The organism is Stenotrophomonas sp. 59 (assembly GCF_030291095.1).
Classification (GTDB): domain Bacteria; phylum Pseudomonadota; class Gammaproteobacteria; order Xanthomonadales; family Xanthomonadaceae; genus Stenotrophomonas; species Stenotrophomonas maltophilia_Q.
This window is the reverse complement of sequence record NZ_CP127408.1, coordinates 3,523,918-3,547,806: the sequence shown is the minus strand read 5'-3', so window position 1 is coordinate 3,547,806 and position 23,889 is coordinate 3,523,918. Positions and strand designations below refer to the sequence as shown.

20 protein-coding genes are annotated in these 23,889 nt (G+C 66.9%); 10 read left to right on the top strand and 10 right to left on the bottom strand.

Annotated elements, in window-relative coordinates; genetic code table 11:
- Nucleotides 1-11: 11 nt before the first annotated feature.
- Nucleotides 12-875 carry an A24 family peptidase gene (locus tag QP552_RS16380; protein WP_049429911.1) on the bottom strand — a complete coding sequence of 288 codons (864 nt, stop codon included), beginning with the start codon at nucleotides 873-875 and terminating at the stop codon, nucleotides 12-14.
- A gap of 7 nt (nucleotides 876-882) precedes the next feature.
- Nucleotides 883-2,142, bottom strand: coding sequence for a type II secretion system F family protein (locus QP552_RS16375; protein WP_106549567.1), 1,260 nt, complete (start codon nucleotides 2,140-2,142; stop codon nucleotides 883-885).
- A 353-nt stretch (nucleotides 2,143-2,495) separates the two neighbouring features.
- On the opposite strand from QP552_RS16375, the gene QP552_RS16370 reads away from it, so the two are divergent.
- From QP552_RS16370 to pilB, 3 genes are all read left to right on the top strand, one after another.
- Nucleotides 2,496-2,936, top strand: coding sequence for a pilin (locus QP552_RS16370; protein ID WP_106549568.1), 441 nt, complete (start codon nucleotides 2,496-2,498; stop codon nucleotides 2,934-2,936).
- 154 nt (nucleotides 2,937-3,090) lie between these two features.
- Complete coding sequence (locus tag QP552_RS16365) at nucleotides 3,091-3,498, top strand: pilin (RefSeq protein ID WP_286074073.1); 408 nt, start codon at nucleotides 3,091-3,093, stop codon at nucleotides 3,496-3,498.
- A 222-nt stretch (nucleotides 3,499-3,720) separates the two neighbouring features.
- Nucleotides 3,721-5,454, top strand: a complete 1,734-nt coding sequence (pilB, locus tag QP552_RS16360; RefSeq protein WP_286074072.1) for a type IV-A pilus assembly ATPase PilB — start codon at nucleotides 3,721-3,723, stop codon at nucleotides 5,452-5,454.
- A gap of 144 nt (nucleotides 5,455-5,598) precedes the next feature.
- Here pilB and QP552_RS16355 read toward each other — a convergent pair whose 3' ends face one another.
- Together QP552_RS16355 and QP552_RS16350 are read right to left on the bottom strand one after the other, a co-directional pair.
- Nucleotides 5,599-6,972, bottom strand: a complete 1,374-nt coding sequence (locus QP552_RS16355) for a sigma-54 dependent transcriptional regulator (RefSeq protein WP_286074071.1) — start codon at nucleotides 6,970-6,972, stop codon at nucleotides 5,599-5,601.
- 60 nt (nucleotides 6,973-7,032) lie between these two features.
- The gene (locus tag QP552_RS16350; protein WP_049427898.1) at nucleotides 7,033-8,646 is read right to left on the bottom strand and encodes an ATP-binding protein; all 1,614 of its coding nucleotides are present in this window, start codon (nucleotides 8,644-8,646) and stop codon (nucleotides 7,033-7,035) included.
- A gap of 357 nt (nucleotides 8,647-9,003) precedes the next feature.
- Between QP552_RS16350 and sucC the strand changes: the two genes are divergently transcribed.
- From sucC to QP552_RS16335, 3 genes are all read left to right on the top strand, one after another.
- Nucleotides 9,004-10,173 carry an ADP-forming succinate--CoA ligase subunit beta gene (sucC, locus tag QP552_RS16345; protein ID WP_004154430.1) on the top strand — a complete coding sequence of 390 codons (1,170 nt, stop codon included), beginning with the start codon at nucleotides 9,004-9,006 and terminating at the stop codon, nucleotides 10,171-10,173.
- 21 nt (nucleotides 10,174-10,194) lie between these two features.
- Complete coding sequence (gene sucD / locus QP552_RS16340; RefSeq protein WP_005410793.1) at nucleotides 10,195-11,070, top strand: succinate--CoA ligase subunit alpha; 876 nt, start codon at nucleotides 10,195-10,197, stop codon at nucleotides 11,068-11,070.
- Between the two features lie 190 nt (nucleotides 11,071-11,260).
- The gene (locus QP552_RS16335) at nucleotides 11,261-12,895 is read left to right on the top strand and encodes an NAD+ synthase (RefSeq protein WP_286074070.1); all 1,635 of its coding nucleotides are present in this window, start codon (nucleotides 11,261-11,263) and stop codon (nucleotides 12,893-12,895) included.
- A 121-nt stretch (nucleotides 12,896-13,016) separates the two neighbouring features.
- Here QP552_RS16335 and QP552_RS16330 read toward each other — a convergent pair whose 3' ends face one another.
- Together QP552_RS16330 and QP552_RS16325 are read right to left on the bottom strand one after the other, a co-directional pair.
- Nucleotides 13,017-14,219 carry a lipase family protein gene (locus tag QP552_RS16330; protein WP_286074069.1) on the bottom strand — a complete coding sequence of 401 codons (1,203 nt, stop codon included), beginning with the start codon at nucleotides 14,217-14,219 and terminating at the stop codon, nucleotides 13,017-13,019.
- A 201-nt stretch (nucleotides 14,220-14,420) separates the two neighbouring features.
- The gene (locus tag QP552_RS16325) at nucleotides 14,421-15,308 is read right to left on the bottom strand and encodes an outer membrane protein assembly factor BamD (protein WP_024956778.1); all 888 of its coding nucleotides are present in this window, start codon (nucleotides 15,306-15,308) and stop codon (nucleotides 14,421-14,423) included.
- Between the two features lie 113 nt (nucleotides 15,309-15,421).
- Here QP552_RS16325 and rluD point away from each other — a divergent pair, with 113 nt between their 5' ends.
- Genes rluD through QP552_RS16305 form a run of 4 tightly spaced genes read left to right on the top strand, consistent with a single transcriptional unit; the run spans nucleotide 15,422 to nucleotide 18,120 of the window.
- Nucleotides 15,422-16,411, top strand: coding sequence for a 23S rRNA pseudouridine(1911/1915/1917) synthase RluD (gene rluD / locus QP552_RS16320; RefSeq protein WP_019660164.1), 990 nt, complete (start codon nucleotides 15,422-15,424; stop codon nucleotides 16,409-16,411).
- On the top strand, nucleotides 16,411-17,181 hold the full coding sequence (pgeF, locus tag QP552_RS16315) for a peptidoglycan editing factor PgeF (protein ID WP_286074068.1): 771 nt from the start codon (nucleotides 16,411-16,413) through the stop codon (nucleotides 17,179-17,181). Before rluD ends, pgeF begins: the two co-directional genes overlap by 1 nt.
- A gap of 20 nt (nucleotides 17,182-17,201) precedes the next feature.
- On the top strand, nucleotides 17,202-17,708 hold the full coding sequence (locus QP552_RS16310; protein WP_106549575.1) for a DUF4166 domain-containing protein: 507 nt from the start codon (nucleotides 17,202-17,204) through the stop codon (nucleotides 17,706-17,708).
- A complete protein-coding gene (locus QP552_RS16305) occupies nucleotides 17,683-18,120 on the top strand; it encodes a thiol-disulfide oxidoreductase DCC family protein (protein WP_111112871.1) in 438 nt (145 codons plus the stop codon). The genes QP552_RS16310 and QP552_RS16305 overlap by 26 nt, the downstream gene beginning before the upstream one ends.
- A 121-nt stretch (nucleotides 18,121-18,241) precedes the next feature.
- On the opposite strand, the gene QP552_RS16300 is transcribed toward QP552_RS16305, so the two are convergent.
- The 4 genes from QP552_RS16300 to otsB form a co-directional block, all read right to left on the bottom strand.
- Nucleotides 18,242-19,543, bottom strand: a complete 1,302-nt coding sequence (locus QP552_RS16300; protein ID WP_286074067.1) for an OmpA family protein — start codon at nucleotides 19,541-19,543, stop codon at nucleotides 18,242-18,244.
- A gap of 357 nt (nucleotides 19,544-19,900) precedes the next feature.
- Nucleotides 19,901-21,265, bottom strand: coding sequence for an alpha,alpha-trehalose-phosphate synthase (UDP-forming) (otsA, locus tag QP552_RS16295; RefSeq protein WP_111112869.1), 1,365 nt, complete (start codon nucleotides 21,263-21,265; stop codon nucleotides 19,901-19,903).
- Nucleotides 21,262-23,043, bottom strand: coding sequence for a glycoside hydrolase family 15 protein (locus QP552_RS16290; protein WP_286074066.1), 1,782 nt, complete (start codon nucleotides 23,041-23,043; stop codon nucleotides 21,262-21,264). The genes otsA and QP552_RS16290 overlap by 4 nt, the downstream gene beginning before the upstream one ends.
- A 40-nt stretch (nucleotides 23,044-23,083) precedes the next feature.
- Complete coding sequence (otsB, locus tag QP552_RS16285; RefSeq protein ID WP_106549579.1) at nucleotides 23,084-23,842, bottom strand: trehalose-phosphatase; 759 nt, start codon at nucleotides 23,840-23,842, stop codon at nucleotides 23,084-23,086.
- Nucleotides 23,843-23,889: the final 47 nt, after the last annotated feature.

The window sequence follows — 23,889 nt, the reverse complement described above, 5'->3', positions numbered from 1 at the left end:
GGGGACTCCCCTCAGCGCAGCCCGCTCATCACCATGTACTGCTCCACCAGCGGCGCACCCCACATGAAGTACAGCCAGCCGGCGATGGCCAGGTAGGGCCCGAACGGAATCGGCGTGGCGCGGTCACGGCCCCGGCTGTACAGCCAGATCGAGCCGATGATGGCGCCCAGCACCGAGGACAGCAGGATGATCGGCAGGATGCCCTTCAGGCCACACCAGGCGCCGAGGGCGGCCAGCAGCTTGAAATCGCCGTGGCCCATGCCTTCCTTGCCGGTCAGCTGCTTGAACAGCCACCAGACCGTCCACAGCGACAGGTAGCCCACCGCCGCGCCCACCAGGGCGGGCTTGGCCGGCATGTAGAGGTTGTCGATGCTGCCTATCAGCCCCAGCCACATCAGCGGCAGGGTGAGCTGGTCGGGCAGCAGCTGGGTCCGCAGGTCGATGCCGGACAGCGCGATCAGGAAGCAGGTCAGCACGATGGCGCCGAAACCCTGCCAGCCGAAGCCGAACTGCCAGACGCAGGCCACCACCAGCAGCGAAGTCATCGCCTCCACAAGCGGGTACTGCAGCGAGATCGGCGCCTTGCAGTGGCGGCACTTGCCGCCCTGGATGATCCAGCTGAACAGCGGGATGTTCTCGTACCAGCTCAGCTTGTGCTTGCAGTGCGGGCAGTGCGACGGCTCGACCACGATCCCCGGGGGGGGCGGTTCATAGAAGTCCGGTTCCTCCAGGACTTCGCGCGCATCGCGCTTCCACTGCCATTCCAGCCGCTTGGGCAGGCGCAGGATGACGACGTTCAGGAAACTGCCCAGCAGCAGTCCGAAGGCGGCCGCGGCGGGGTAGCCGAGGCCAGGATGCTGGTCGAGAAAAGCCATGTATGTGTTATCCGACGACGGCGCCGAGTTTGAAGATGGGAAGGTACATGGCAATCACCATGCCGCCCACAATGGTACCAATGAACACCATGATCATCGGTTCCAGCAGGCTGCTCAGGGCATCCACCGAATTGTTGACCTCCTGCTCATAGTACTCGGCCACCTTGAACAGCATGGCGTCCAGCGCGCCGGCCTCTTCGCCGATGCCGGTCATCTGGATGACCATGTGCGGGAACAGGTTGGTCTGCTTCATCGACATGTTCACCGGGTAACCCACCGAGACGTCGTCGCGCATGCGCAGCACCGCCTCTTCGTACACGGTATTGCCGGTGGCGCCGGCCACGATGCCCAGCGCCTCCACCAGCGGCACGCCGGCCTTGAAGGTCACCGCGGTGGTGCGCGAGAAGCGGGCGATGGCGCTGTTGTGCATGATCTGCCCGATCACCGGCACCTTCAGCACGAACCGGTCCATCGCATGCTGCATCTTCGGCGAGCGCTTGTAGGCCATGATGGCACCGACAGCGGAGCCCACCACTATCAGGAATATCAGCCACCACCACGACACCATGAACCGCGACAGGTTCACCACCATCTGGGTGAAGGCGGGCAGCTCGGCGCCGAAGCTCTTGAACACGTCCTCGAACTGCGGCACCACGAACACCAGCATGATGCCGCTGACCAGCATCGCCACCACCACCACCATGATCGGGTAGAACAGCGCCTTCTTGATCTTGCCCTTCAGCGCTTCGATGTTTTCCTTGTAGGTGGCCACCGTGTCCAGCACGGTTTCCAGCACGCCGGCGCCTTCGCCGGCCCGCACCAGGTTGCGGTACAGCTCGTCGAACTGCACCGGGTGCTTGCTGACCGCCTCGTACATCGAGGAGCCGCCCTCGATGTCGGTGCGGATGGTGTCCACCAGCTTCTTCATCCGCGGGTTCTTGTGCCCGCTGGCGATGATGTCCAGCGCCGACACGATCGGCACGCCGGATTTCATCATCGTGGCCATCTGCCGACTGAAGAAGGCGATGTCCTTCGGCTTGACCGGGCTGCCGGAGGCGCCGAACAGCGGCTTCGGCTTGGGCTTGACCTGGCCCGGGTTGATGCCCTGGCGGCGCAGCTCGGCGCGCAGCAGGTTGGCGTTCTTGGCCAGCTGCTCGCCCTTCATCTTCACGCCCCGCTTGTCGGTCCCCACCCAGACAAACGGCTGCAGCTCAATGGTGGCGCGCGCCACCGGCTCTTTCTTGATCGCACTGCGACTGACAGACATGTTGGCTCCCCAAGACCCGCCATCCCCAGGCGGGTAACTAGCCATCGATGGTAGCGGGTTCAAGGCCGGATGGGCAGTTGGCAGGGGCCCCAGCGTGCGATTTCGTGCCGGGTGCCGACCAAAGGTGACGTACTGCGTCACATTGCCGCGTCCATCGCAGATTCGGAAGCGGGGGGTTCCCATCCGCGAAATTGCTGCCATCATGGGCGCGGGGAAATCCAGGGGGAGGCGTGCCGGGGTTGGCACGCAACCTGCGTTGATCCACCCGCAGGGCACGGGGCCCGCTCAACCGGCACAGCCCGGTCCGATCCCGTGCACTGAACTCAACCACCACTATCTTGGGGATGTACCAAATGAAGAACCAGAAGGGCTTCACCCTTATCGAACTGATGATCGTTGTCGCGATCATCGCCATCCTGGCCGCCATCGCGCTGCCGGCTTACCAGGACTACACCGCCAAGTCGAAGGTCACCGCTGCGCTGGCCGACCTGGCCTCGCACAAGACCCAGTTCGAAATGGAAAAGAGCGCTGGTCGTGTGCCGACGCCGGCGACCGCGGGCTTCCAGGCTGAAGAAACCGGTTCCTGCTCGGTCATCGCTGTCGCCGATACCGGCATGACCTGCACCATTCGTGAGCCGGGCAGCCGTATCGGTGCCAGTGCCCAGCTGGCACTGCAGTACACCGATACCGTGACCGACGGCACCGGTGCCATCACCACCCCGGGTGGCTTCGCTTGCGTTGTTAAGGGCATGGACGACAAGTTCATCCCGAAGGGTTGCACCAAGGGCAAGTAATTGAGTAAGCCTTCTGCGCGTTGAGAGCTTTAGCTCGAACCGCGCGCTGGTAAGAAGACACAAGGCCCGCTTCGGCGGGCCTTGTGCTGACCGGGCTTGCAAAATCCGATCAGCACACAGCAATGGGGATTGCTGCAAAAACACAGGGGGAGTCATGCAGATGCAAAAGGGCTTTACGCTCATCGAGCTGATGATCGTGGTGGCCATCATCGCCATCCTGGCGGCGATCGCGACGGTGGCGTTCCAGCCATACATCGTCCGCACTCAGTTGACCGCTGCGCTGGCCGATATCACACCAGGCAAGACCAAGGTGGAAATCCTCGTCAATGAGGGCCGTTCGGCCAGCCTGGTCACACCGAACTATATCGGTGTCGCCCAGAACGCCCACTGCTCCAACGTCGAGGCCGAACTCAGTGAATCCGGCGTCGGTCACATCAGCTGCACCTTGAAGGGCCACAGCGCGCTGGACGGTAAGGACCTGATCCTGCGCCGCTCGGCCGAGGGCATCTGGAGCTGCGATGGCAGCGCGTTCGAAGCGCGCTATAGGCCGACCGGCTGCTGATCACACTTCAGCGCTTCAATGGGATGCTGGCCGCCCCTTGACGGGGCTATCATCCCCGGGGGAGTCAGGATCGTGCCTGCCAGGCCGGGAGTGCCGGGCAAGGCAGTGTTGCTCATGGATTGGCGATGCCGGTGGCCGTTGGGTCGCGGCGGGTTCTGCTGCCCCGTGCGGTGTCCGTGCAAGGCGCACGGCATGGCATGACCCCATGAGCCAAGGATTCATATGAACGCTGTCACCACCGCCAATCTTGTCGGCATCACCGGCCTGGCCCGTCGCCTGGTGCAGGACGGGGCCCTGGACGAGGCCACCGCCCGCGACGCCATGGCCAAGGCCGCGGCCGCCCGCCAGCCACTGCCAACGTGGTTCGCGCAGAACAAGCTGGTCAATGCCTCGCAGCTGGCCGCCGCCAACGCGGTCGAGTTCGGCATGCCGCTGTTCGACGTGTCCACCTTCGACGCCAGCCAGAACGCGATGAGCCTGGTCAGCGAGGAGCTGCTGCGCAAGCACAACGTGCTGCCGCTGTTCAAGCGCGGTGGCAGGCTGTTCGTCGGCACCAGCAACCCGACCCACTCGCTGGACGAGATCAAGTTCCACACCAACCTGGTGGTCGAGCCGATCCTGGTCGACGAGGACCAGATCCGCCGCACGCTGGAACAGTGGCACGCCAGCCATGACACCCTCGGCGACGCCCTGGGTGGCGATGACGATGGCATGGGCAACCTGGACGTGGCGGCCGGCGACGAGGATCTCGGCGCTACCGGCGGCGATTCCGGCATCGACGCCAAGGGCGACGACACCCCGGTGGTGAAGTTCGTCAACAAGGTGCTGGTCGATGCGATCCGCAAGGGCGCCTCGGACATCCACTTCGAGCCCTACGAAGATGATTACCGCGTGCGCCTGCGCATCGATGGCCTGCTGAAGATGGTCGCGCGCGCACCGGTGAAGTTGAACCAGCGCATCGCCGCCCGCCTGAAGGTGATGGCACAGCTGGACATCGCCGAGAAGCGCGTCCCGCAGGACGGCCGCATCAAGCTCAACCTGTCCAAGACCAAGCAGATCGACTTCCGCGTCAGCACGCTGCCGACCCTGTTCGGCGAGAAGGTGGTGCTGCGTATCCTTGATGGCAGCGCGGCCAAGCTGGGCATCGACAAGCTGGGTTACGAGCCGGACCAGCAGAAGCTGTTCCTGGATGCCATCCACAAGCCCTACGGCATGGTGCTGGTGACCGGCCCGACCGGTTCGGGCAAGACCGTGTCGCTGTATACCGCGCTGGGCATCCTCAACGACGAGACGCGCAACATCTCCACCGCCGAAGACCCGGTGGAAATCCGCCTGCCCGGCGTCAACCAGGTGCAGCAGAACAACAAGCGCGGCATGACCTTCGCCGCAGCGCTGCGCTCGTTCCTGCGACAGGACCCGGACATCATCATGGTCGGCGAAATCCGCGACCTGGAAACGGCGGAGATCGCGATCAAGGCCGCGCAGACCGGCCACATGGTGCTGTCCACGCTGCACACCAACGATGCGCCGCAGACCATCGCGCGCCTGATGAACATGGGCATCGCGCCGTACAACATCACCAGCTCGGTGACGCTGGTGATCGCCCAGCGCCTGGCGCGCCGCCTGTGCGGCAACTGCAAGCGCCGGTCCAGCCTGCCCGAACATGCACTGCTGGCCGAAGGCTTCACCCAGGCGCAGCTGGATGCGGGCATCGAGCTGTACGAGGCCGTGGGCTGCGATGAATGCACCGAAGGCTACAAGGGCCGGACCGGCGTCTACCAGGTCATGCCGATGACCGATGAGATCGCCACCATCGTGCTGGCCGGTGGCAATGCGCTGCAGATTGCCGAGGCGGCGCAGCAGATCGGCGTGAATGACCTGCGCCAGTCGGCGTTGAAGAAGGCCGCGGCGGGCATCACCAGCCTGGCCGAGATCAACCGCGTCACCAAGGATTGATGCGGTAGATCCACGCCGTGCGTGGATGGCTGGCAGCGGTGCGGACCAAGATCCGCACCCACCCGGGCATGGTCCTGCAGTAGATCCACGCCATGCGTGGATTACGCGGCCCCGACCACCGCGCAGCCGAGCGTGGGCTCGGCTCTACTCCATCCCCAGCTTCTTCAGCTTGTAGCGCAGCGCACGGAAGGTGATGCCCAGCTGCGCGGCGGTACGGGTCTTGTTCCAGCGGTTCTCTTCCAGCGCACGCTGGATGGCGCTGCGCTCGAGCTGCTCGATGTAGGAGGGCAGGGCGGCGCTGCCCGGCTGCAGGTCGGCCACCGCTTCGGCGGGCGCGGCACTGCCCGGCGTACGCGGCGCGTGCTGCGGCAGGCGCAGGTCATCGGCGCCGATGCAGTCTTCCTCGGCCAGGGCCAGCGCACGTTCCAGGATGTTCTCCAGCTCGCGCACATTGCCCGGGAACGCGTACTGCGCCAGCGCTTCCAGCGCCGACGGCGCCAGCAGCGGGGTGGCACGGCCGTGGCTGCGGGCCAATCGGGCCAGCACGGCCGCGGCCAGTTCGGGCAGGTCCTGGCGGCGCTCGCGCAGCGGCGGCACCTTCAGTTCGATCACGTTGATGCGGTAGTACAGGTCGTGGCGGAAGCGCCCGTCCTCGACCAGCTCGGCCAGATCCTTGTGGGTGGCCGAGAGGATGCGGACATCCACCGGCTCCTCGTTGGCCGCCCCCACCGCGCGCACCGACTTTTCCTGGATCGCGCGCAGCAGCTTCACCTGCATCTGCAGTGGCAGTTCAGCCACTTCGTCCAGGAACAGGGTGCCGCCGTGCGCCGCCTGGAACAGGCCGGGCTTGTCGGCGTGCGCGCCGCTGAAGCTGCCCTTGCGGTGGCCGAAGAATTCGCTCTCCATCAGCTCGCCGGGAATGGCGCCGCAGTTGACCGGCACGAACGGGCCGGCCGCGCGCGCGCCCTGCGCATGGATGGTGCGTGCGACCAGCTCCTTGCCGACGCCCGACTCGCCGAGGATGTAGACCGGTGCCTGGCTGCGCGCGACCTTGCTGATGGTGGTGCGCAGCACATCCATGGCCTGTGAGTGGCCAAGCAGGCGCCCGCCCTGTTCGGCGTTGGGGCCTGGTGCCGGGCGCTCGGCGTTGTTGAGTTCCAGCGCGTGCTTGACCAGTCCGCGCAGCACCGAGATATCCACCGGCTTGCTGACGAAATCGAACGCGCCGGCCTTCAGCGCCTCCACGGCCAGATCCATGCTGCCGAACGCGGTGATCATCGCGACCGGCGTGCGCGGGTAGTGCTGGGCGATCTCGCTGACCAGCTCGATGCCGTTGCCATCCGGCAGGCGCATGTCGGTGATGCACAGGTCGTACGGATTGCTGGCCAGCAGCTCACGTGCCTCGGCCAGGTTGGCGGCGGTACTGATGCGCAGCCCCATGCGGCCAAGGGTCAGCACCAGCAGTTCGCGGATGTCGCGTTCGTCGTCGACGACGAGGGCGCTGCGGGTTTCATTCATGGGCGTGAAAGATAAACGAGGGGGCAGGAAGCGACAAATGTTTGACGCACAGAATGGGAATCAGCTCGGCAGCAGCGTATGTGGACCGGGCAGCACCAGGCGGAAGCAGGAGCCACCGGCCGGCACCGCGATGTAGTCCAGGCGGGCCTGGTTGGCCCTGCACAGCTCGCGCGCGATATACAGGCCCAGTCCGGTGCCATGCTCGGACGTGGTGAAGAAGGGACGGAACAGCTGCGCGGCCACGCTCTCGGGGATGCCCGGGCCACGGTCCATCACGTCGATCACCGCGCTGCGTTCGTGCTGGGCCACGCGCAGCCGCACCCGTGCCGGTTGCTGGCCGATGCGGCCGTACTTCAGTGCGTTGTGCACCAGCACGGTCAGCACCTGGTAGAGATGCTTGGTGTCGACCTGGGCCATCACCGAGGTATCGCTGATGATCGGTTCGATGCTGTCGGTCTCCAGGGTCTGGCCCTGCTTGTACTCCAGCACGAAGCGGCGCACGAAGGCGACCAGGTCCACGTTCTCGGGCGTGGCACGCTCGCGCCGTGCCAGGCCCAGCACGCTTTCGACGATGCCGTTGGTGCGCTGGCATTGCTGGCGGATGATCTGCAGCAGGCGGCGGTCGCTCTCGTTGAAGCCGGTACCTTCCTCGAGCAGCTGCACGGCATAGTTGATCGCCGCCAGCGGGTTGCGGATCTCGTGGGCGAGGCTGGCCGAGAAGCGGCCCATGGCGGAAAGGGTGAGCGATTCGGCGCGGCGCGAGACCACGCTGGAATCATCCAGGAACACCAGCGCAAGGTCGCTGCCGGCCAGCAGGCGGGCGAAGCGCGGCTGCACTTCCGGCTGGTCGGGGTTGAGCTGCAGCGGCAGTTCGTCCTGTGCCCAGCCATTGCGCCAGCGCTGCAGCCTGCGCGCCAGTTCCGGTGCGGCGCTGGCCAGGTCCAGGCGCCCGCTTTCGCCGTTGCCGTCGTTGTCGCCCAGCAGCATCGAGGCGGCTTCGTTGGCCAGGGTGATGCGGTTGTCAGCGTCCACCACCAGCACGCCGGTGCGCATGCGGCGGATGATCAGTTCGTTGATCTGGAACAGGTTGGCCACTTCGTCGCCGCGCTGGTTGGCCAGTTGCTGGTTGCGGCGAGCGCGGTTGCCCACCTGGTAGCTGATGAAGGCCAGTGCCAGGTAGCTGGTGGCGAACATCGCCAGTTCGGCCAGGGTGCGGGTGGGGTCGCCGCCTTCCAGCAGCTTCCAGGTGTACTCGACGCCGGTGGCCAGGCTGGCGGCCAGCGCCAGGCCCAGTCCAAGGCTGAGCGGCAGCAGGGTGGCGGCGGCGGCGATGTTGAACAGCAGCGACATCGAGATGCCGGCACTGGCGCCGGGCAGGGCGTGCGACAGCAGGGTGGCGGCCACGATATCCACCAGCACGCCGCTGACCACGATCGGGCGCAGCCAGCGTTCGTTGCGGCCGAGTGCCAGGGCCAGCAGCGACAGGGCCAGATAGATGACCGCAACGACGTCGGCCAGCCGCGGGTGATGGGCTTCGCCGACCATGGCCGACAACGGGCTGTAGAGCAGGGCGGCGATGACCGTAGCGATCAGCACCCGGTACAGCGCGAAGAAATACAGTTCACGCCGCGGAATCGATTCGATGCGGTCGATCAATGAAGCACTGGGTGACACGCCGGAACTCCCCTTCTGGCTGCCTGGGTCTGGATTCTGCGGCGGGCCTGGCCAGCGCCCCCTGAAGCCGGGCCGGCACGTCGCGTTTGCGAAGGGCAGTATAGGGCCCCCGGCCGGGCGCCGCCGAAGTGACCCGGATCGCGCATTTGGCCCGGTGCGGACACCGGTGGCCAGCCCCGGCCCGGGCGCAACTGCCTGAATGACGGTGGAAATCTGCCCGCGTCCGGCGTTTTGTACAGACTTCTTTGCGCCCCGGCGCTGGCTCGGCCACAATAGTGGGCCCGCCGCGGTCCATGCCGGCGCCCCGCCGGGGCCCTGAGGAATTGCGTGCGGTCGTTCCTATTCCCACGGTGACGCATGAATTTCCACGAATACCAGTCAAAACAACTGCTTGCCGAGTACGGCATCCCGGTCCCGGCCGGCAAGGTCGCTGCGACCCCGGACGAAGCGGTTGCCGCTGCCAACTCCCTGGGCCAGGGCCCCTGGATGGTCAAGGCGCAGATCCACGCTGGCGGCCGCGGCAAGGCTGGCGGCGTCAAGTTCTGCAAGACCACCGACGACGTGAAGGCCGCTGCGGCCAAGATGCTCGGCACCAAGATGGCCACCTACCAGACCGCAGGCGTTGAACTGCCGGTCAACCTGGTGCTGGTGACCACCGCCGGCGAGATCGTCAAGGAACTGTACCTGTCGGTGCTGGTCGACCGTGGCACCAAGACCATCACCTACATCGCCTCTTCGGAAGGCGGCGTGGAGATCGAGCAGGTCGCTGCTGAAACCCCGGAGCTGATCCACTCGCTGAACGTCGACTTCGTCGAAGGCGTGCAGGGTTACCACGGCCGTGATTTCGGCTTCAAGCTGGGCCTGACCGCCAAGCAGGCCGGCCAGTTCGCCAGCATCATGGTGAACCTGTACCGCCTGTTCAACGAAAAGGACCTGGCCCTGGTTGAAATCAACCCGCTGGCCATCCTGGACGACGGCAACCTGTACGCGCTGGACGGCAAGTTCGACAGCGACGACAACGCCGCGTTCCGCCAGAAGGCCCTGGTCGCCATGCGCGACAAGACCCAGGAAGATCCGACCGAAGTGATCGCTTCGGAGCTGGACATCAACTACGTCACCATGGACGGCAACATCGGCTGCATGGTGAACGGCGCCGGCCTGGCCATGGCCACCATGGACGTCATCAAGCTCAACGGCGGCGAGCCGGCGAACTTCCTGGACGTGGGTGGCGGTGCGAACAAGCAGCGCGTCATCGAAGCCTTCAAGCTGATCCTGTCCTCGGACAAGGTCGAAGGCATCTTCGTCAACATCTTCGGCGGCATCGTCCGCTGCGACATGATTGCCGAAGGCATCATCGCCGCCGTGAAGGAAGTGGGCGTCAAGGTTCCGGTCGTGGTGCGCCTGGAAGGCACCAACGTGGAAGAAGGCAAGCAGCTGCTGCGTGACAGCGGCATGGCCATCATCCCGGCTGACAACATCAACGATGGCGCCAAGAAGATCGTTGAAGCTGTCAAGAACGCCGCCTGATACCGACACCAAGGAATTCCAATGTCTGTTTTGATCAACAAGAACACCAAGGTGATCGTGCAGGGCTTCACCGGCCAGCAGGGCACCTTCCACGCCACTCAGATGATCGAGTACGGCACCCAGGTTGTCGGCGGCGTGACCCCGGGCAAGGGTGGCACCACCCATATCGACCTGCCGGTCTTCAACACCGTTGCCGACGCCGTGCAGAGCACCGGCGCCAATGCCTCGGTCATCTACGTGCCGCCGCCGTACGCGGCTGACGCGATCCTGGAAGCCGCTGCTGCCGGCATCAAGGTCATCGTCTGCATCACCGAAGGCATCCCGGTGCTGGACATGCTGCGCGTCAAGAACGTGCTGACCCGTTCGCATCCGGACACCGTGCTGATCGGGCCGAACTGCCCGGGCGTCATCACCCCGGGTGAGTGCAAGATCGGCATCATGCCGGGCCACATCCACCAGCCGGGCAAGATCGGCATCGTGTCGCGTTCGGGCACCCTGACCTATGAAGCGGTCAAGCAGACCACTGAAGTCGGCCTGGGCCAGTCCACCTGCATCGGCATCGGTGGTGACCCGATCAACGGCCTGAACTTCGTCGATTGCCTGAAGCTGTTCAACGAAGACCCGCAGACCGAAGGCATCATCATGGTTGGCGAAATCGGCGGCGACGCCGAGGAAGCCGGCGCCGAGTACATCAAGAACCACGTGAAGAAGCCGGTCGTCGGTTTCATCGCCGGTGCGTCGGCTCCGGCCGGCAAGCGCATGGGCCACGCCGGTGCGATCGCCTCGGGCGGCAAGGGCACTGCAGAAGGCAAGTTCGCTGCCATGGAAGCTGCCGGTGTTGTCACCGTCCGCTCGCCGGGCGACCTGGGCGCTGCCATCGCCAAGCTGGTCAAGTAAGGCCGCTGGGCGGGGGAACTGTAGAGTCGACTGTTAGTCGACTGCTCTTCCCGCCGACTGCTGCAAAACACAAAGGCCGCCTCCGGGCGGCCTTTGTGCGTCTGGGGTGGGGTCAGATCCCTTTTGCGGCGCAAAAGGGATCTGACCCCGGCGTTACAATGGCGGCATTGCAACCACAGGCTGGATTCCCATGGCTTCGATCCGCATCGCGATGGCGCAGTTCGACTTCCCGGTCGGCGATGTCGCCGGCAACACCGAGCGCATCATCGAGATGATCGGCCAGGCGCGCGACGAGTACGGCGCCGAGCTGGTGATGTTCCCCGAGCTGGCGGTGAGCGGCTATCCGCCGGAAGACCTGCTGCTGCGCCCGGGCTTCCTGTACGAGTGCGAGCAGGCAATGACGCGCATCGCCGCGGCCTGCCGCGGCATCACCGCAGTGGTCGGCTGGCCGCAGGCGGTTGGCGCGGTGGTCTACAACGCCGCCAGCGTGCTGCGTGATGGGCTGGTCGAGCAGACCTACCGCAAGCGTGAGCTGCCCAATTACGCCGTGTTCGACGAACGCCGCTACTTCGATGTCGATCCGGACGGCGGCAGCTGCGTGTTCGAGGTCAACGGCATTCCGGTGGGTTTGCTGATCTGCGAGGACCTGTGGTTCGCCGAGCCGCTGGCCGATACCGTGCGCGCCGGCGCGCAGCTGGTGGTGGTACCCAATGCCTCGCCGTACGAGCGCGGCAAGCACGCCCAGCGCGATGCGGTGCTGGCCGCACGTACCCGCGAGAGTGGCGCGGCAATCGCCTATCTCAATGTGGTCGGTGGCCAGGATGCGCTGGTGTTCGATGGCGCCTCGGTGGTGGCCGATGGTGACGGTACCGTGCACCCGGCGGCGGCGGCCTTCGTCGACCAGTGGCTGGTCGTGGAGTACGACGGCGAAACCCGTCGCTTCATGCCGCACGTGTGGATGGACGATGGTGACGAGAGCATGGACGCGCTGGCCTGGCGCGCGGTGACCCGTGGCATCCAGGACTACTGCCGCAAGAACGGCTTCAGGAAGGTGTGGCTGGGCCTGTCCGGTGGCATCGACTCGGCGCTGGTGCTGGCCATGGCGGTGGACGCGATGGGCGCGGAGAACGTAACCGCCGTGCGCCTGCCGTCGCGCTACACCGCCGGCCTGTCCAACGACCTGGCCGCCGAGCAGTGCCTGGCATTGGGTGTGAAGCTGGAAGCGGTCTCGATCGAGCCGGCGTTCAAGGGCCTGATGGAATCGCTGGCGCCGATGTTCGAGGGCACCACGCCGGACGTGACCGAGGAAAACCTGCAGTCGCGTAGCCGTGGCGTGATCCTGATGGCGCTGGCCAACAAATTCGGCGGGCTGCTGCTGACCACCGGCAACAAGAGCGAGTACGCGGTGGGCTACGCCACCATCTACGGCGACATGTGCGGTGGCTATGCGCCGTTGAAGGACCTGTACAAGACCGAAGTGTTCGGCCTGTCGAAGTGGCGCAATACCGTGGGCGGTGCACCGGTGATCCCGCCGGCGGTGATCAGTCGCCCGCCGTCGGCCGAACTGCGCGAGAACCAGCTGGACCAGGACTCGCTGCCGGCCTATGACGTGCTGGACGGCATCCTGTACCGCTACATCGACCAGGAGCAGTCGCGCACGGAGATCGTTGCCGCCGGTTACGACGCGGCCGTGGTCGACCGCGTGCTGCGTCTGGTGCGCATCAGCGAGTGGAAGCGGCACCAGGCCGCGCCAGGGCCCAAGGTCTCGCGTCGCGCGTTCGGCCGCGAGCGTCGTTACCCGATCAGCAACGGTTACAAGGGCTGAGGTCAGGTCCAGCAGACGACAGGGAGTGCCGGCCGATGGCCGGCAACCCGTTGGCCCCTCTCCGGTGGGTGCGGACCTTGGTCCGCACGATGGTCGAAGATCATCCACGCATGGCGTGGATCTACCGGGCTTCGTCGAGCAACTGTTCGAGGCCGGCGGTTTCCGCAGCGTCGCTGAAGTGGCCGCCCTCAAGCCGTGCACGCACAAACGCCAGGCCATCCGCCGCCGCTGCATCCAGCGTGCCGCGGTGGTCGACCGGGTAGCGCCGGAACGCCACCGGCTCGCCGCGCAGCGCGAGGCCTGCGGCATACAGCAGGGTGGTCAGATAGGGCACGTCCTGATCCTGGCTGCCATGGCCCAGCATCAGCGGCTGGCTGAAGCCCTTGCGCGGCACGCCCAGATAGTCATGCAGCACGGACCAGATGCCCGGTACGGCGGTGAGTGGTGCGGTGAACATCGAGCCGGTATCGGCGCCTTCCAGGTTTGCGGCCAGTTCGCCCAGGCACTGCCCGCGGGCCAGCGCTACGCGGGCGCGGCCGGTGTCGCTCAGCACGCGGTCGATCTGCGGCGCGACCTGCAGCAGGCCGTCGAGCAGGTACGCGTGGTAGGCATTGAGTGCGCCGGGATTGGGCGTTCGGTTGTCCGGCTTCATCACCAGGGCAGTCAGCTCGACCGCGGTGGGCGTGCCGGTGGTGAAGCTGCCACGGTACTGCAACGACGGCCCACCGTAGGAGGCGGCAATGTGGCCTGCCGTGAGCGCTGCAGCGCCGCCCTGCGAGTGGCCGACCGAGACCCAGCGCGGCGACAGCGTTGCGTTGCCCAGGTACTGGCGGCTGGCCCTGATCAGATCAATGGTGTTGCGTGCCGCCGTGCGGACATGCAGGTAGGCATGGTTGCCGGGGCTGCCGAGGCCCTGGTAGTCCGCAGCGACCACCGCATACCCCTGTGCCAGGAACTGATCGAGGAAGCGGCCGTCGCGTTCGGGCTGGTAAGGCCCGGAAACTGAGGGAGCGCACCGGTCGGCGATGCCCTGGGTGCCGTGTGCCCATGACACCAGCGGCCAGCCCCCGGCGGGGGGCGCACCGGCGGGCAGATACAGCAGGCCGGTGCCTTCGGCCAGCTGCCCGCGATGGTCGGGGGTGCGGTAGTGCAGCTTGTAGGCCTGGGTGGCCCTGGAGGGCACCCACGAGGCGCGGTAGGGGGCGGCAGAGAGCAGATCACCCGGTGCCTGCGGGGCGGCACCCAGCGGGCCGGCAGTCGGCATCAGAAGGGCCGCCATGATCAACACGGGCAGGGGCCGGAAACGGCGGTGGGGTCGGGACATCGAAGCGCTCCTTGCAGGCCGGAATGGCCACTGCAGGGCAGTCTGGCGGGCGATGTCCGCGCCGGTTGGGACCGAAGTCGCACTGGCCGGGGATTCGTAGAATTCCTAGTGCGCGGGGCCAGAGGCGCGCCTGCCATCCATCCTCGCATGGCATGGATCCACCGGATGGAAAAAGGGCCCCTTGCGGGGCCCTTCGTCTTCTTATTTCTTTTCCAGTCGCGCGTTGCGCTGGCCGGTGCTGGCGGACTTCTCGCCGGCGAACGGGTTCAGCTTGCGGATCATCCACGGGTACTTCGGCCACTTGCCTTCCAGCCACGGGTGGTCCGGCTGGTTCAGCTGCAGGACGCGGCGGGCGTCGTCGGCCAGGGTCTTGTTGCCCAGGTGGGTGTAGGAATCGGCCAGGACGGCGACGGCGTCGTACTGGAACGCGCTCTGCGGATAGGTTTCCAGCAGGTAGTTGGCGCGGCCGGCGGCCGAGACCCAGGCGCCGCGGCGCATGTAGTACAGGGCGTTGTCCAGCTCGTGCTGGGCGAACACGTCACGCAGCTCCAGCATGCGCTGGCGCGCATCGGCGGCGTAGCGGCTGTTCGGATAGCGGTCGACCACGATGTTGAAGTCCGAATACGCCTGGTGCGGCGTTGACAGGTCGCGGCGGCTGGCGTCCAGCGACCATACGCGGCGCAGGAAAACCGTACTGCGGTTGGAGTTGGCCAGGCCGCGCAGGTAGTACAGGTACGCGATGTTGCGGTGGGTCGGGTAGGTACGGATGAAGCGGTCGATGCTGGACACCGCATCGTCGTGCTTGCCGGCCTTGTACTGCGCGTAGGCGGTTTCGATCATCGCCTGTTCGGTATACGGGCCGTACGGATACTGGGCCACGAGGCGGCGGAAGCTGGTTTCAGCCCCGCTCCAGTTGCCACCCTGCATCAGCTTGTGGCTCTTCTCGTACAACTGTTCGACCGGCGTCCCTTCATCGGGGCGATCGCCCTTCTTGGCGCCACGGTGGCAGCCGGTGGCGGCGATGACCAGCACCAGCAGCAGGGCGGTGAGGCGGACGGGCGCGGAGAGCATGGAGGAGCGTCGGATCATGAGGTCGAGGCGGGACGCGGCTGGAATACGAAGGGTCGATGATAGCCTAGTGTCCTGTCCAGCGACTGAAACCGGCCGCCGGGACCCCAAAATTTCAAAGAATGCCCCCTGCCATGTCTGAACAACCCTCTGAATCGGCCCGCCAGGCCATCGTCCCCGACACCGCTGCCGGCCGCCGTTTCGACGCCGTGGTGGCCGAACTGTTCCCCGAATACTCGCGGTCGCGCCTGACCGAGTGGATCAAGGCCGGTGAGGTCCTGCTGGACGGCGCCCAGGTGCGCCCGCGCGATCCGCTGCGCGGCGGCGAGGTGGTGACCCTCAACGTGGTGCTGGAAACCCAGACCGATGCCCAGCCGGAGGACATCCCGCTGGACGTGCTGTTCGAGGACGAGCACCTGCTGGTGATCAACAAGCCGGTCGGCCTGGTAGTTCACCCGGGCGCAGGCAACCACAGCGGCACCCTGGTCAATGCCCTGCTGTTCCGCGACCCGTCGGTGGCGGTGCTGCCGCGCGCGGGCATCGTGCACCGCCTGGACAAGGACACCAGTGGCGTGATGGTGGTGGCCAAGACCCTGGAAGCGCAGACCGCGCTGGTCGAGCAGCTGGCCGCACGCGACGTGCACCGCCAGTACCTGGCCATCGTGATGGGCGCGCTGGTGGCCGGCGGTACCGCCGATGCCCCGATCGACCGCCACCCGCGCGATCGCCTGAAGATGGCGGTGCGCGAGGACGGCAAGGAGGCGATCACCCATTACCGGCTGCGTGAGCGCTTCCGTGCGCACACCGCGCTGGAGTGCCGCCTGGAAACCGGGCGTACCCACCAGATCCGCGTGCACATGGCGCACGTTCGCCATCCGATCATCGGTGATCCGCTGTACGGCGGTGCGCTGAAGCTGCCGAAGGGTGCCAGCGATGAACTGGTGGCCGCGCTGCGTGGCTTCAAGCGCCAGGCCCTGCATGCCGAGACCCTGGAGTTCACGCACCCGATCACCGGTGAGCCGGTGCGCAACACCGCGCCGGTGCCGGAGGACATGCTGCACCTGATGAAGGTGCTGCGCGAAGACAGCGAAGCCTTCGCCGCGCGCGAGCGGGACCGCTGGTAATGGACGCCGCGCTGCCGTTGCTGTGGGCCGATTGGCCGGCGCCTGCGGGCGTCCATGCGCTGACTACGCGCCGGCATGGCGCGGGCATCTCGCCGGCGCCGTTCGCACAGTTCAACCTGGGCAACCGGCACGCGGCCGATGGTGATACCCCGGCCAACGTCGAGCACAACCGCCAGCTGCTGCAGCAGGGGCTGGCGTTGCCCTCCGCGCCGCACTGGCTGCGCCAGGTGCACAGCAGCACCGTGCTGCGCTTCAGCACGCCACCGGTGCCCGGCGCCAGCGAGCCGGTGGCCGATGCCGCAGTAACCTCGGTGCCGGGCGTGGTGCTGGCGATCCTGACCGCCGACTGCCTGCCGGTGGTGTTCGCCGCCGCCGACGGCAGCGAAGTGGGCGCGGCGCATGCCGGCTGGCGTGGCCTGGCCGACGGCATGCTGGAGGCCACCGTGGCCGCCATGCAGACGCCGCCCGGGCAGTTGCGCGCATGGCTGGGACCGGCTGCCGGGCCGGCCGATTACGAGATCGGTGAAGAGGTCTACCACGCTTTCGTCGGCCATGATCCGGCCGCCGAGGTGGCCTTCGTGGCGACCCGTGCCGGGCACTGGAAGGTGGACCTGTTCGCGCTGGCGCGGCAGCGCCTGCAGGCCGCGGGCATGGACCCGGCGCAGGTATACGGCGGCACGGTGTCGACCATGGCCGATCCGGACCTGTACTCGCACCGGCGCGATCGTCGTACCGGACGCATGGCGACGCTGGCCTGGATCGCACCCTGAGTACGCCCCTGTTCGCACGGGTGCTGGGGCCGGCCTTCGCCACCCTGGCCGCCCCGGTGCAGGCGCTGCATGCCGCGCCGTTGCCCTGCCGCTATGCAGGGCAGGCGCGGATCGTGCGGGGACGGCACTGGCTGGTGCCGTTGCTGGCCGCAGTGGCACGGTTGCCGGACAACGGCGATGCGCTGCCGACCGAGGTAGCGTTCAGCGCCCACGGGCAGGGCGAGCAATGGGCGCGACGCTTCGGACGCTGGCCGATGGTGTCGCGGTTGTGGGAGCACGAAGGGCATCTGCACGAGCAGCTGGGTGCAGTGCGTTTCGCGTTCGACCTGCAGGCCCGCGATGGCGGCATCGACTGGACGGTGCGGCGGGTCTGGGCGTTGGGCCTGCTGCCGCTGCCAACACGCTGGTTCGGTGGTGTGCGCTGCCGTGAAGCGTGGCACGGCCAGCGCTACACTTTCCTGGTCGATGTGACCTTGCCCTGGGCCGGAGCCCTGATCCGCTATGAAGGCTGGCTCGAACCGCAGTGAGGTTGCCACCGAGACTGGCCGCGCGGTGATCGTGTTCGATGGTGTCTGCGCGCTGTGCAACCAATGGGTGCGCTTCCTGCTGCGCTTCGATCGCGCGGGGCGCTACCGCTTCGCCGCGATGCAGGGCATGCAGGGCAGCGCGCTGCTGCATGCGCACGGGCTGGATCCGCAGGACCCGGCGTCGTTCCTGCTGCTGGACGCACAGGGCGCGTGGACCGATACCGATGCGATCCTGCGCGTACTGGCGGGACTGGGCGGTGCCTGGCGCCTGAGCGGCGTGCTGCGCCTGCTGCCGCGCAGCTGGCGGGACGCGGCGTATCGCCTGCTGGCGCGTAACCGCTACCGCTGGTTCGGACGCCACGATGCGTGCCATCTGCCGGCGCCGGAACACCTCGCGCGGTTCCTGGATTGATCACCGGACGTCTGTAGAGCCGAGCCATGCTCGGCTGTTCCCGTCGAGGCTACGAAAAAGGCAGCCGAGCATGGCTCGGCTCTACAGAAGCAGGTGCTTCAACCCTGCAGCGTCGGCAGGCTCAGTCGAGCAGCCGGTAATCGATACGGCGGTTCTGCGCGCGGCCGCTGTCGCTGCGGTTGTCGGCCACGGGATGTTCCTGGCCGTAGCCCACGGCGACCAGCGTGTCAGGCTCCACTCCCAGCTCCTGCAGCCCCTGCGACACCGCTTCGGCACGTTGCTGGCTGAGATGCAGATTGGCTTCGGCCTGGCCGCGGCTATCGGTGTGCGCACCGATTTCCACGCGCGTGCCTGCTGGCGTATCACGTAGTGCGTTGGCGACGGCTTCCAGCGTCTGCCGCGAGTCGCCGGTCAGTTCGGAGGAGCCTGCGTGGAATTTCAGCGTGGTCTGGTTCAACGCGGCCATCCGCTGTGCGGGGGCAGCGTCCGGCGGCAGCTGCGCCAGCGCGGCCAGGCCCGGGCCCCACAGCCCGCTCATCTCCAGCGCCGGGAAGTCCTGGCGCAACCGCCGCGAGATGGCCAGCCGCTCGGGCTCCTGCATGGAACGGGTATCGATCCGCAACCGGGTGCCGTCAAACACAAGGTGCAGGCCGTCGCCCCGCAGATGGGGAAGATCCACGATCAGGCGGTCCAGCCAGCGCGGTGCCTGCGTGTGCGGGTCCAGTGCAATGCCACCGCCGAGGTTGCGCGCGCCATGCACTGCGGAAAGCGCGTTCCAGACGCGGCGGCGGTCGCTCTCGCTGGGCAGGCGCCCGTGCACCTGTACCTGCGTGCCGTGCTGAAGGAGGGACAGGTGTGCTTCATGCTGCGCGGGCGTGTCCTGCACCGTCCACAGCGGTGTGCGCGCTTTCAGCAACAACCATGTGGTGAGGCCCAGCACCACGGCGATCGCCACTGTCCAAAGCAGGCTGCGCAGGGCCATGCCGTACATCGCACGCGAGGGCACCAGACTGCGCATGCGCCTGGGCGCGGCGTTCCTGCGTGCTGGAACGGCGGCAGTGGCCACTTCGTCGGCGGCGTGTGGTGCGGACATCAGGGTGACGACGCCGGGCAGCAGGTGGCAGATCACCACACGGAACGGCCCGGGCGACATGCCGCTGCGGTGGGCGATCATGGCCAGCGTGTGCGCCCCCAGGGCGCGCTCCATTTCGCTGGCAACGATGGGCAGGCGCAGGGTGGCCGGGTGCCGCCAGGAGTGGAAGCGGGCCGCCAGGCTGGCCTGTTCGAAGCGCTGCTGTACGCCGTCCAGACCGTGGGGATGCGAGGCCACCCAGGCGGTGATCACCTCGATCACCCAACGGGTGCGATGGCCCAGTTCAAGGCGCGTTGCTGCATCTTCGATGAAACGGTCGTAAGCGGACATGCGGTGACTCCCCAGGTGTGATGTGCGCGACGCCTCGCAAACGCGGTGGCGATGGCGTGCGGTCGTTCCGGGGGCGTCACTTTGGGGAGCGGGTGTCAATGCGGAATGAAAACCGGTGCGCGCTGCAGCTTTCGTTCTTGCGGACGCATGAGCGGCAGGCGCGAAGAAACCGGGAAAACCCCTGTGCGAAGTGGGCTTCACACAAGGTTCGGTGTTGCACGCGGCTGCCGGAAGGTCGCATTGCGAGTGCGACGATATGGTTTCATTCGCATCTACTTTCGTGCTGAAAGCGACAATTTGCGGGCCGTGCCGACACGCCGATGACGTGTCGAACCGGCCCGCAGCGACGGTGGTCGCTCAGCCTTCCAAGGCGTCCAGATAGCTGCGCCGCCAGTGGTTGATGTCGTAGGTGCGCAGGTGCTCCATCATTGCGTGCCAGCGTTCCTTGCGCCTGCGCAGCGACATCGTCGCGGCCGTGGCGATGGCGTCGGCCACGCCGTCCAGATCGTGCGGGTTCACCAGCAGCGCCTGCTTCAGTTCGTCGGCGGCCCCGGCCAGCAGCGACAACACCAGTACGCCGGGATCGTCCGGGTCCTGCGAGGCCACGTACTCCTTGGCCACCAGGTTCATGCCATCACGCAGCGGGGTCACCAGTCCCACTGCCGCCGCCCGGTAGAAGCCGGTAAGCGTGGCGTGGGTGAAGTTCTGGTTGACGTAGCGCAGCGGCGTCCAGTCCGGCTCGGCGTGGCCGCCGTTGATGTGGCCGGCGATCTGTTCCAGCTGGCTGCGCAGTTGCCGGTACTCGGTGACATCACCGCGCGAGACCGGAGCGATCTGCAGGTAGGTCAGCGAACCGCGCTGGTCGGGATGGCGCTCCAGGTAGCGCTCGAAGCCAAGGAAGCGCTCGGGCAGGCCCTTGGAATAGTCCAGGCGATCCACGCCGATGGCCAGTTGGCGGTCGCGCAGGCTGGCGCGCAGGTTCTTCACAGCCGCCTTGGCCGCGGCGGTACCGGCCTGCCGCGCGATCAGCTCGGTGTCGATGCCGATCGGGAAGGCGGCCGCGCGGAAGCGGCGTCCACCAGGCGCTTCCAGTTCGCCATTGTCGAGTACGCGGCCGCCACCGAACAGGCGCAGGTAGGTCTGGAAGCGATCGGCATCGCGCTGGGTCTGGAAGCCGACCAGATCGTAGGCGTACAGCGCGGAGAACAGGCGCAGGTGGTCGGGCATGGCCTGCAGCAGGTCGGCCGAGGGCATCGGGATGTGCAGGAAGAAGCCGATGCGGCAGCCGATGCCACGCTCGCGCAGCAGCGCGCCGAGCGGGATCAGGTGGTAGTCGTGGATCCAGACGATGTCGTCTTCGCGCAGCAACGGTGCGAGCTTGTCGGCGAACAGCGCATTGACCTTGTGGTAGGTCTCGCGGGTACCGCGGTCGTAGTCGACCAGGTCCAGGCGAAAGTGCAGCAGCGGCCACAGGGTGCGGTTGGCGAAGCCGTTGTAGTAGCCATCCACCTCGCGCTTGCTCAGGTCCAGGGTGACGAATTCGATGTCGCCGTCTTTCTGCGTGTGCAGCGTGCCGCTGCCATCGCGCACGCTCTTGCCGCTCCAGCCGAACCACATCCCGCCGCGTTCCTTCAGCGCGGCCAGCAGGCCGACCGCCAGGCCGCCGGCACGGTTCTCGCCCGGCACGGCCACCCGGTTTGAAACCACCACCAGACGACTCACGAGGCCTCCTGCCAGGACCGCGACAGGCGCATCGCGGCAGTGATCAGGCCGACGTGCGAATAGGTCTGCGGGAAGTTGCCCCAGGCCTCGCCGCTGTCGAAGGCCAGATCCTCCGACAGCAGGCCCAGGTGGTTGCGCTGTTTCAGGAGCAGCTCGAACATCCCGCGTGCTTCGTCCATGCGCCCGATCGCCGCCAGTGCATCGATGTACCAGAAGGTGCAGATGGTGAAGCTGGTTTCCGGCTCGCCGAAGTCATCCGGTGCAACGTAGCGGTACAGCGAATTGCCATGCTTGAGGTCGCGGCCGATGGCCTCGACGGTGGCAATGAAGCGGGCGTCCAGCGCATCGATGAAGCCGATGTCGGCCAGCAGCAGCAACGAGGCATCCAGGCGGTGGCCGCCGAAGGTGTCGGTGAAGTGGCCGAGCTCCTCGCTCCAGGACTCGGCCATGATGCGTGCGTGGATGGTGTCGGCGCGCTCGCGCCAATAGTGCGCCCGGTCGTCGCGCTTCAGGCGTACGGCGATCTTGCACAGGCGGTCGCAGGCCGCCCAGCACATCGCGCTGGTGTAGGTGTGCACCTCGGTACGGCCGCGGAACTCCCACAGACCGGCATCGGGCACGTCGTGCAGGGCGAATGCCTGTTCGCCCAATGGTTCCAGGCGGGCAAAGGTGTGCGCATCACCCGGGTCCTGCAGGCGACGGTCGAAGAACAGCTGCGTGGAGGCCAGCACCACGCTGCCGTAGACATCGTGCTGGCGCTGCACCCAGGCCAGGTTGCCGCGACGCACCGGGCCCATCCCGCGATAGCCGGACAGGCTGGGGACTTCGTTCTCGTCCAGCTTGGCCTCGAAGCCGATGCCATACAGCGGCTGCAGCGTGCCATCGGTGGTGGCCAGGTTGAAGATGTAGCCGAGGAACTGTTCCATCGTGCGCGTGGCGCCAAGACGGTTCAGCGCACGCACGACGAAGGCGGCATCGCGCAGCCAGCAGTAGCGGTAGTCCCAGTTGCGCACGCTGCCGGGCGCTTCCGGAATGGAGGTGGTCATCGCCGCGATGATCGCGCCGCTGTCCTCGTACTGGCACAGCTTCAACGTGATTGCACTGCGGATGACCGCGTCCTGCCATTCCAGCGGAATGGACAGGTAGCGCACCCACTCGCGCCAGTAATCGCGGGTGCGCTGGAAGGCTTCCTGCACATAGCCGCTGATGGAGCGGTTGAGCGATTCGTCCACGCCGAGGATCAGGTGGATCGGATGGTTGAGCACGAACGGCAGGCCATCACGCACGAACCTTACCGGCACGTCGGTGGTCAGCCGCAGCACGTGCTCGGGCAGGATCCAGCGCACGTGGTTGCTGCCCCAGGTGGACTCGGGCACGCGCGCGCCCCAGTCGGCCAGCGGGCGCGCACGCACGGTGATGCGTGGGCTGCCGGCCAGTGGGCGGACCTGGCGGATCAGGCTGACCGGGCGGTAGAAGCGGTCGTTCTGGCGCCAGCGCGGGGCGAAATCGAGGATTTCCAGTGCGCCGCCATGCGTGTCACGCAGCACGGTGCGCAGGATCGCGGTGTTGGTGAGGTATTCCTGCTCGCTGTCGGCGAAGTCCTCCAGCTCGATGGCGAAGTCGCCGCCGGTCTGCTGGTTGGGGCCGAGCAGGGCGCAGAAGGTGGGGTCGCCGTCGAAGGTGGGCAGGCAGCTCCAGACAACGCGGGCATGTTTGTCGACCAGGGCGCCGAAGCTGCCGTTGCCGACCACGCCCAGATCAAGATCGGGTTGGGTCATCACGCGGTACATCTCGGTTGCGGCCGTGGGGGTGGCCGGGTCAATAGGCATTCTCACGCAGCCAGGCGTGCACGCTGCGTATGTCGGGCAGCGCGAACACCGCCGCGCTGGGTTCACGCTCGCCCACCAGCACGCTCCAGCCATGCTGGCCGTTGGCGGCATCGAAGCCGAATTCATCGGTGAGGTCATCGCCCATGAACACGGGCAGGCGACCGCGGAACGGCAGGTACTGCATCATCCTCCGCACTGCGCGGCCCTTGTCGGTGCCGACGGGCACGAACTCGACGACATGGTCGCCGGGTTGCAGGCGATAGCTGGTACGCCCGCGCACGTGGCGGTCGGCGAACGCGCGGACATCGCTGGCGGCGTGCGGCGCGCCGCGCCAATGCAGGGCCAGGCCGACGCCCTTGTCCTCCACCAGCACGCCTGGATGGCCGTGGGCGAAGCGCATGGCCTGCTGGTGCAGCGCATGCAGCCATTCGGCGGTGTCGTCGTCGTGCTCGTCGCGCAGTACGCGACCATCCTGGCCACGCAGTTCGTGGCCGTGAAGGCCGGCGGCAGGCAGTTGCAACGGGGCGAACAGCTTGTCCAGCTGCTCAAGCGGGCGACCACTGACCAGTGCCACGGCACCTTCCAGGCGGTCGCTGATGCGGCCGATGGCTTCACGCACATCCGGCAGCAGCTGCACGGCATCCGGGCGCGCAGCAAATTCGATCAGGGTGCCATCGACATCGAGGAACAACGCGCAGGCGTCGTCCAGCAAGGGCGGTGGCGGACGCAGGGGGAGCGGTTCAGCCATGCCCACACCTTGCCAGCGTGGGCGTGTAGGGCAGGTCGAGGCAGGGC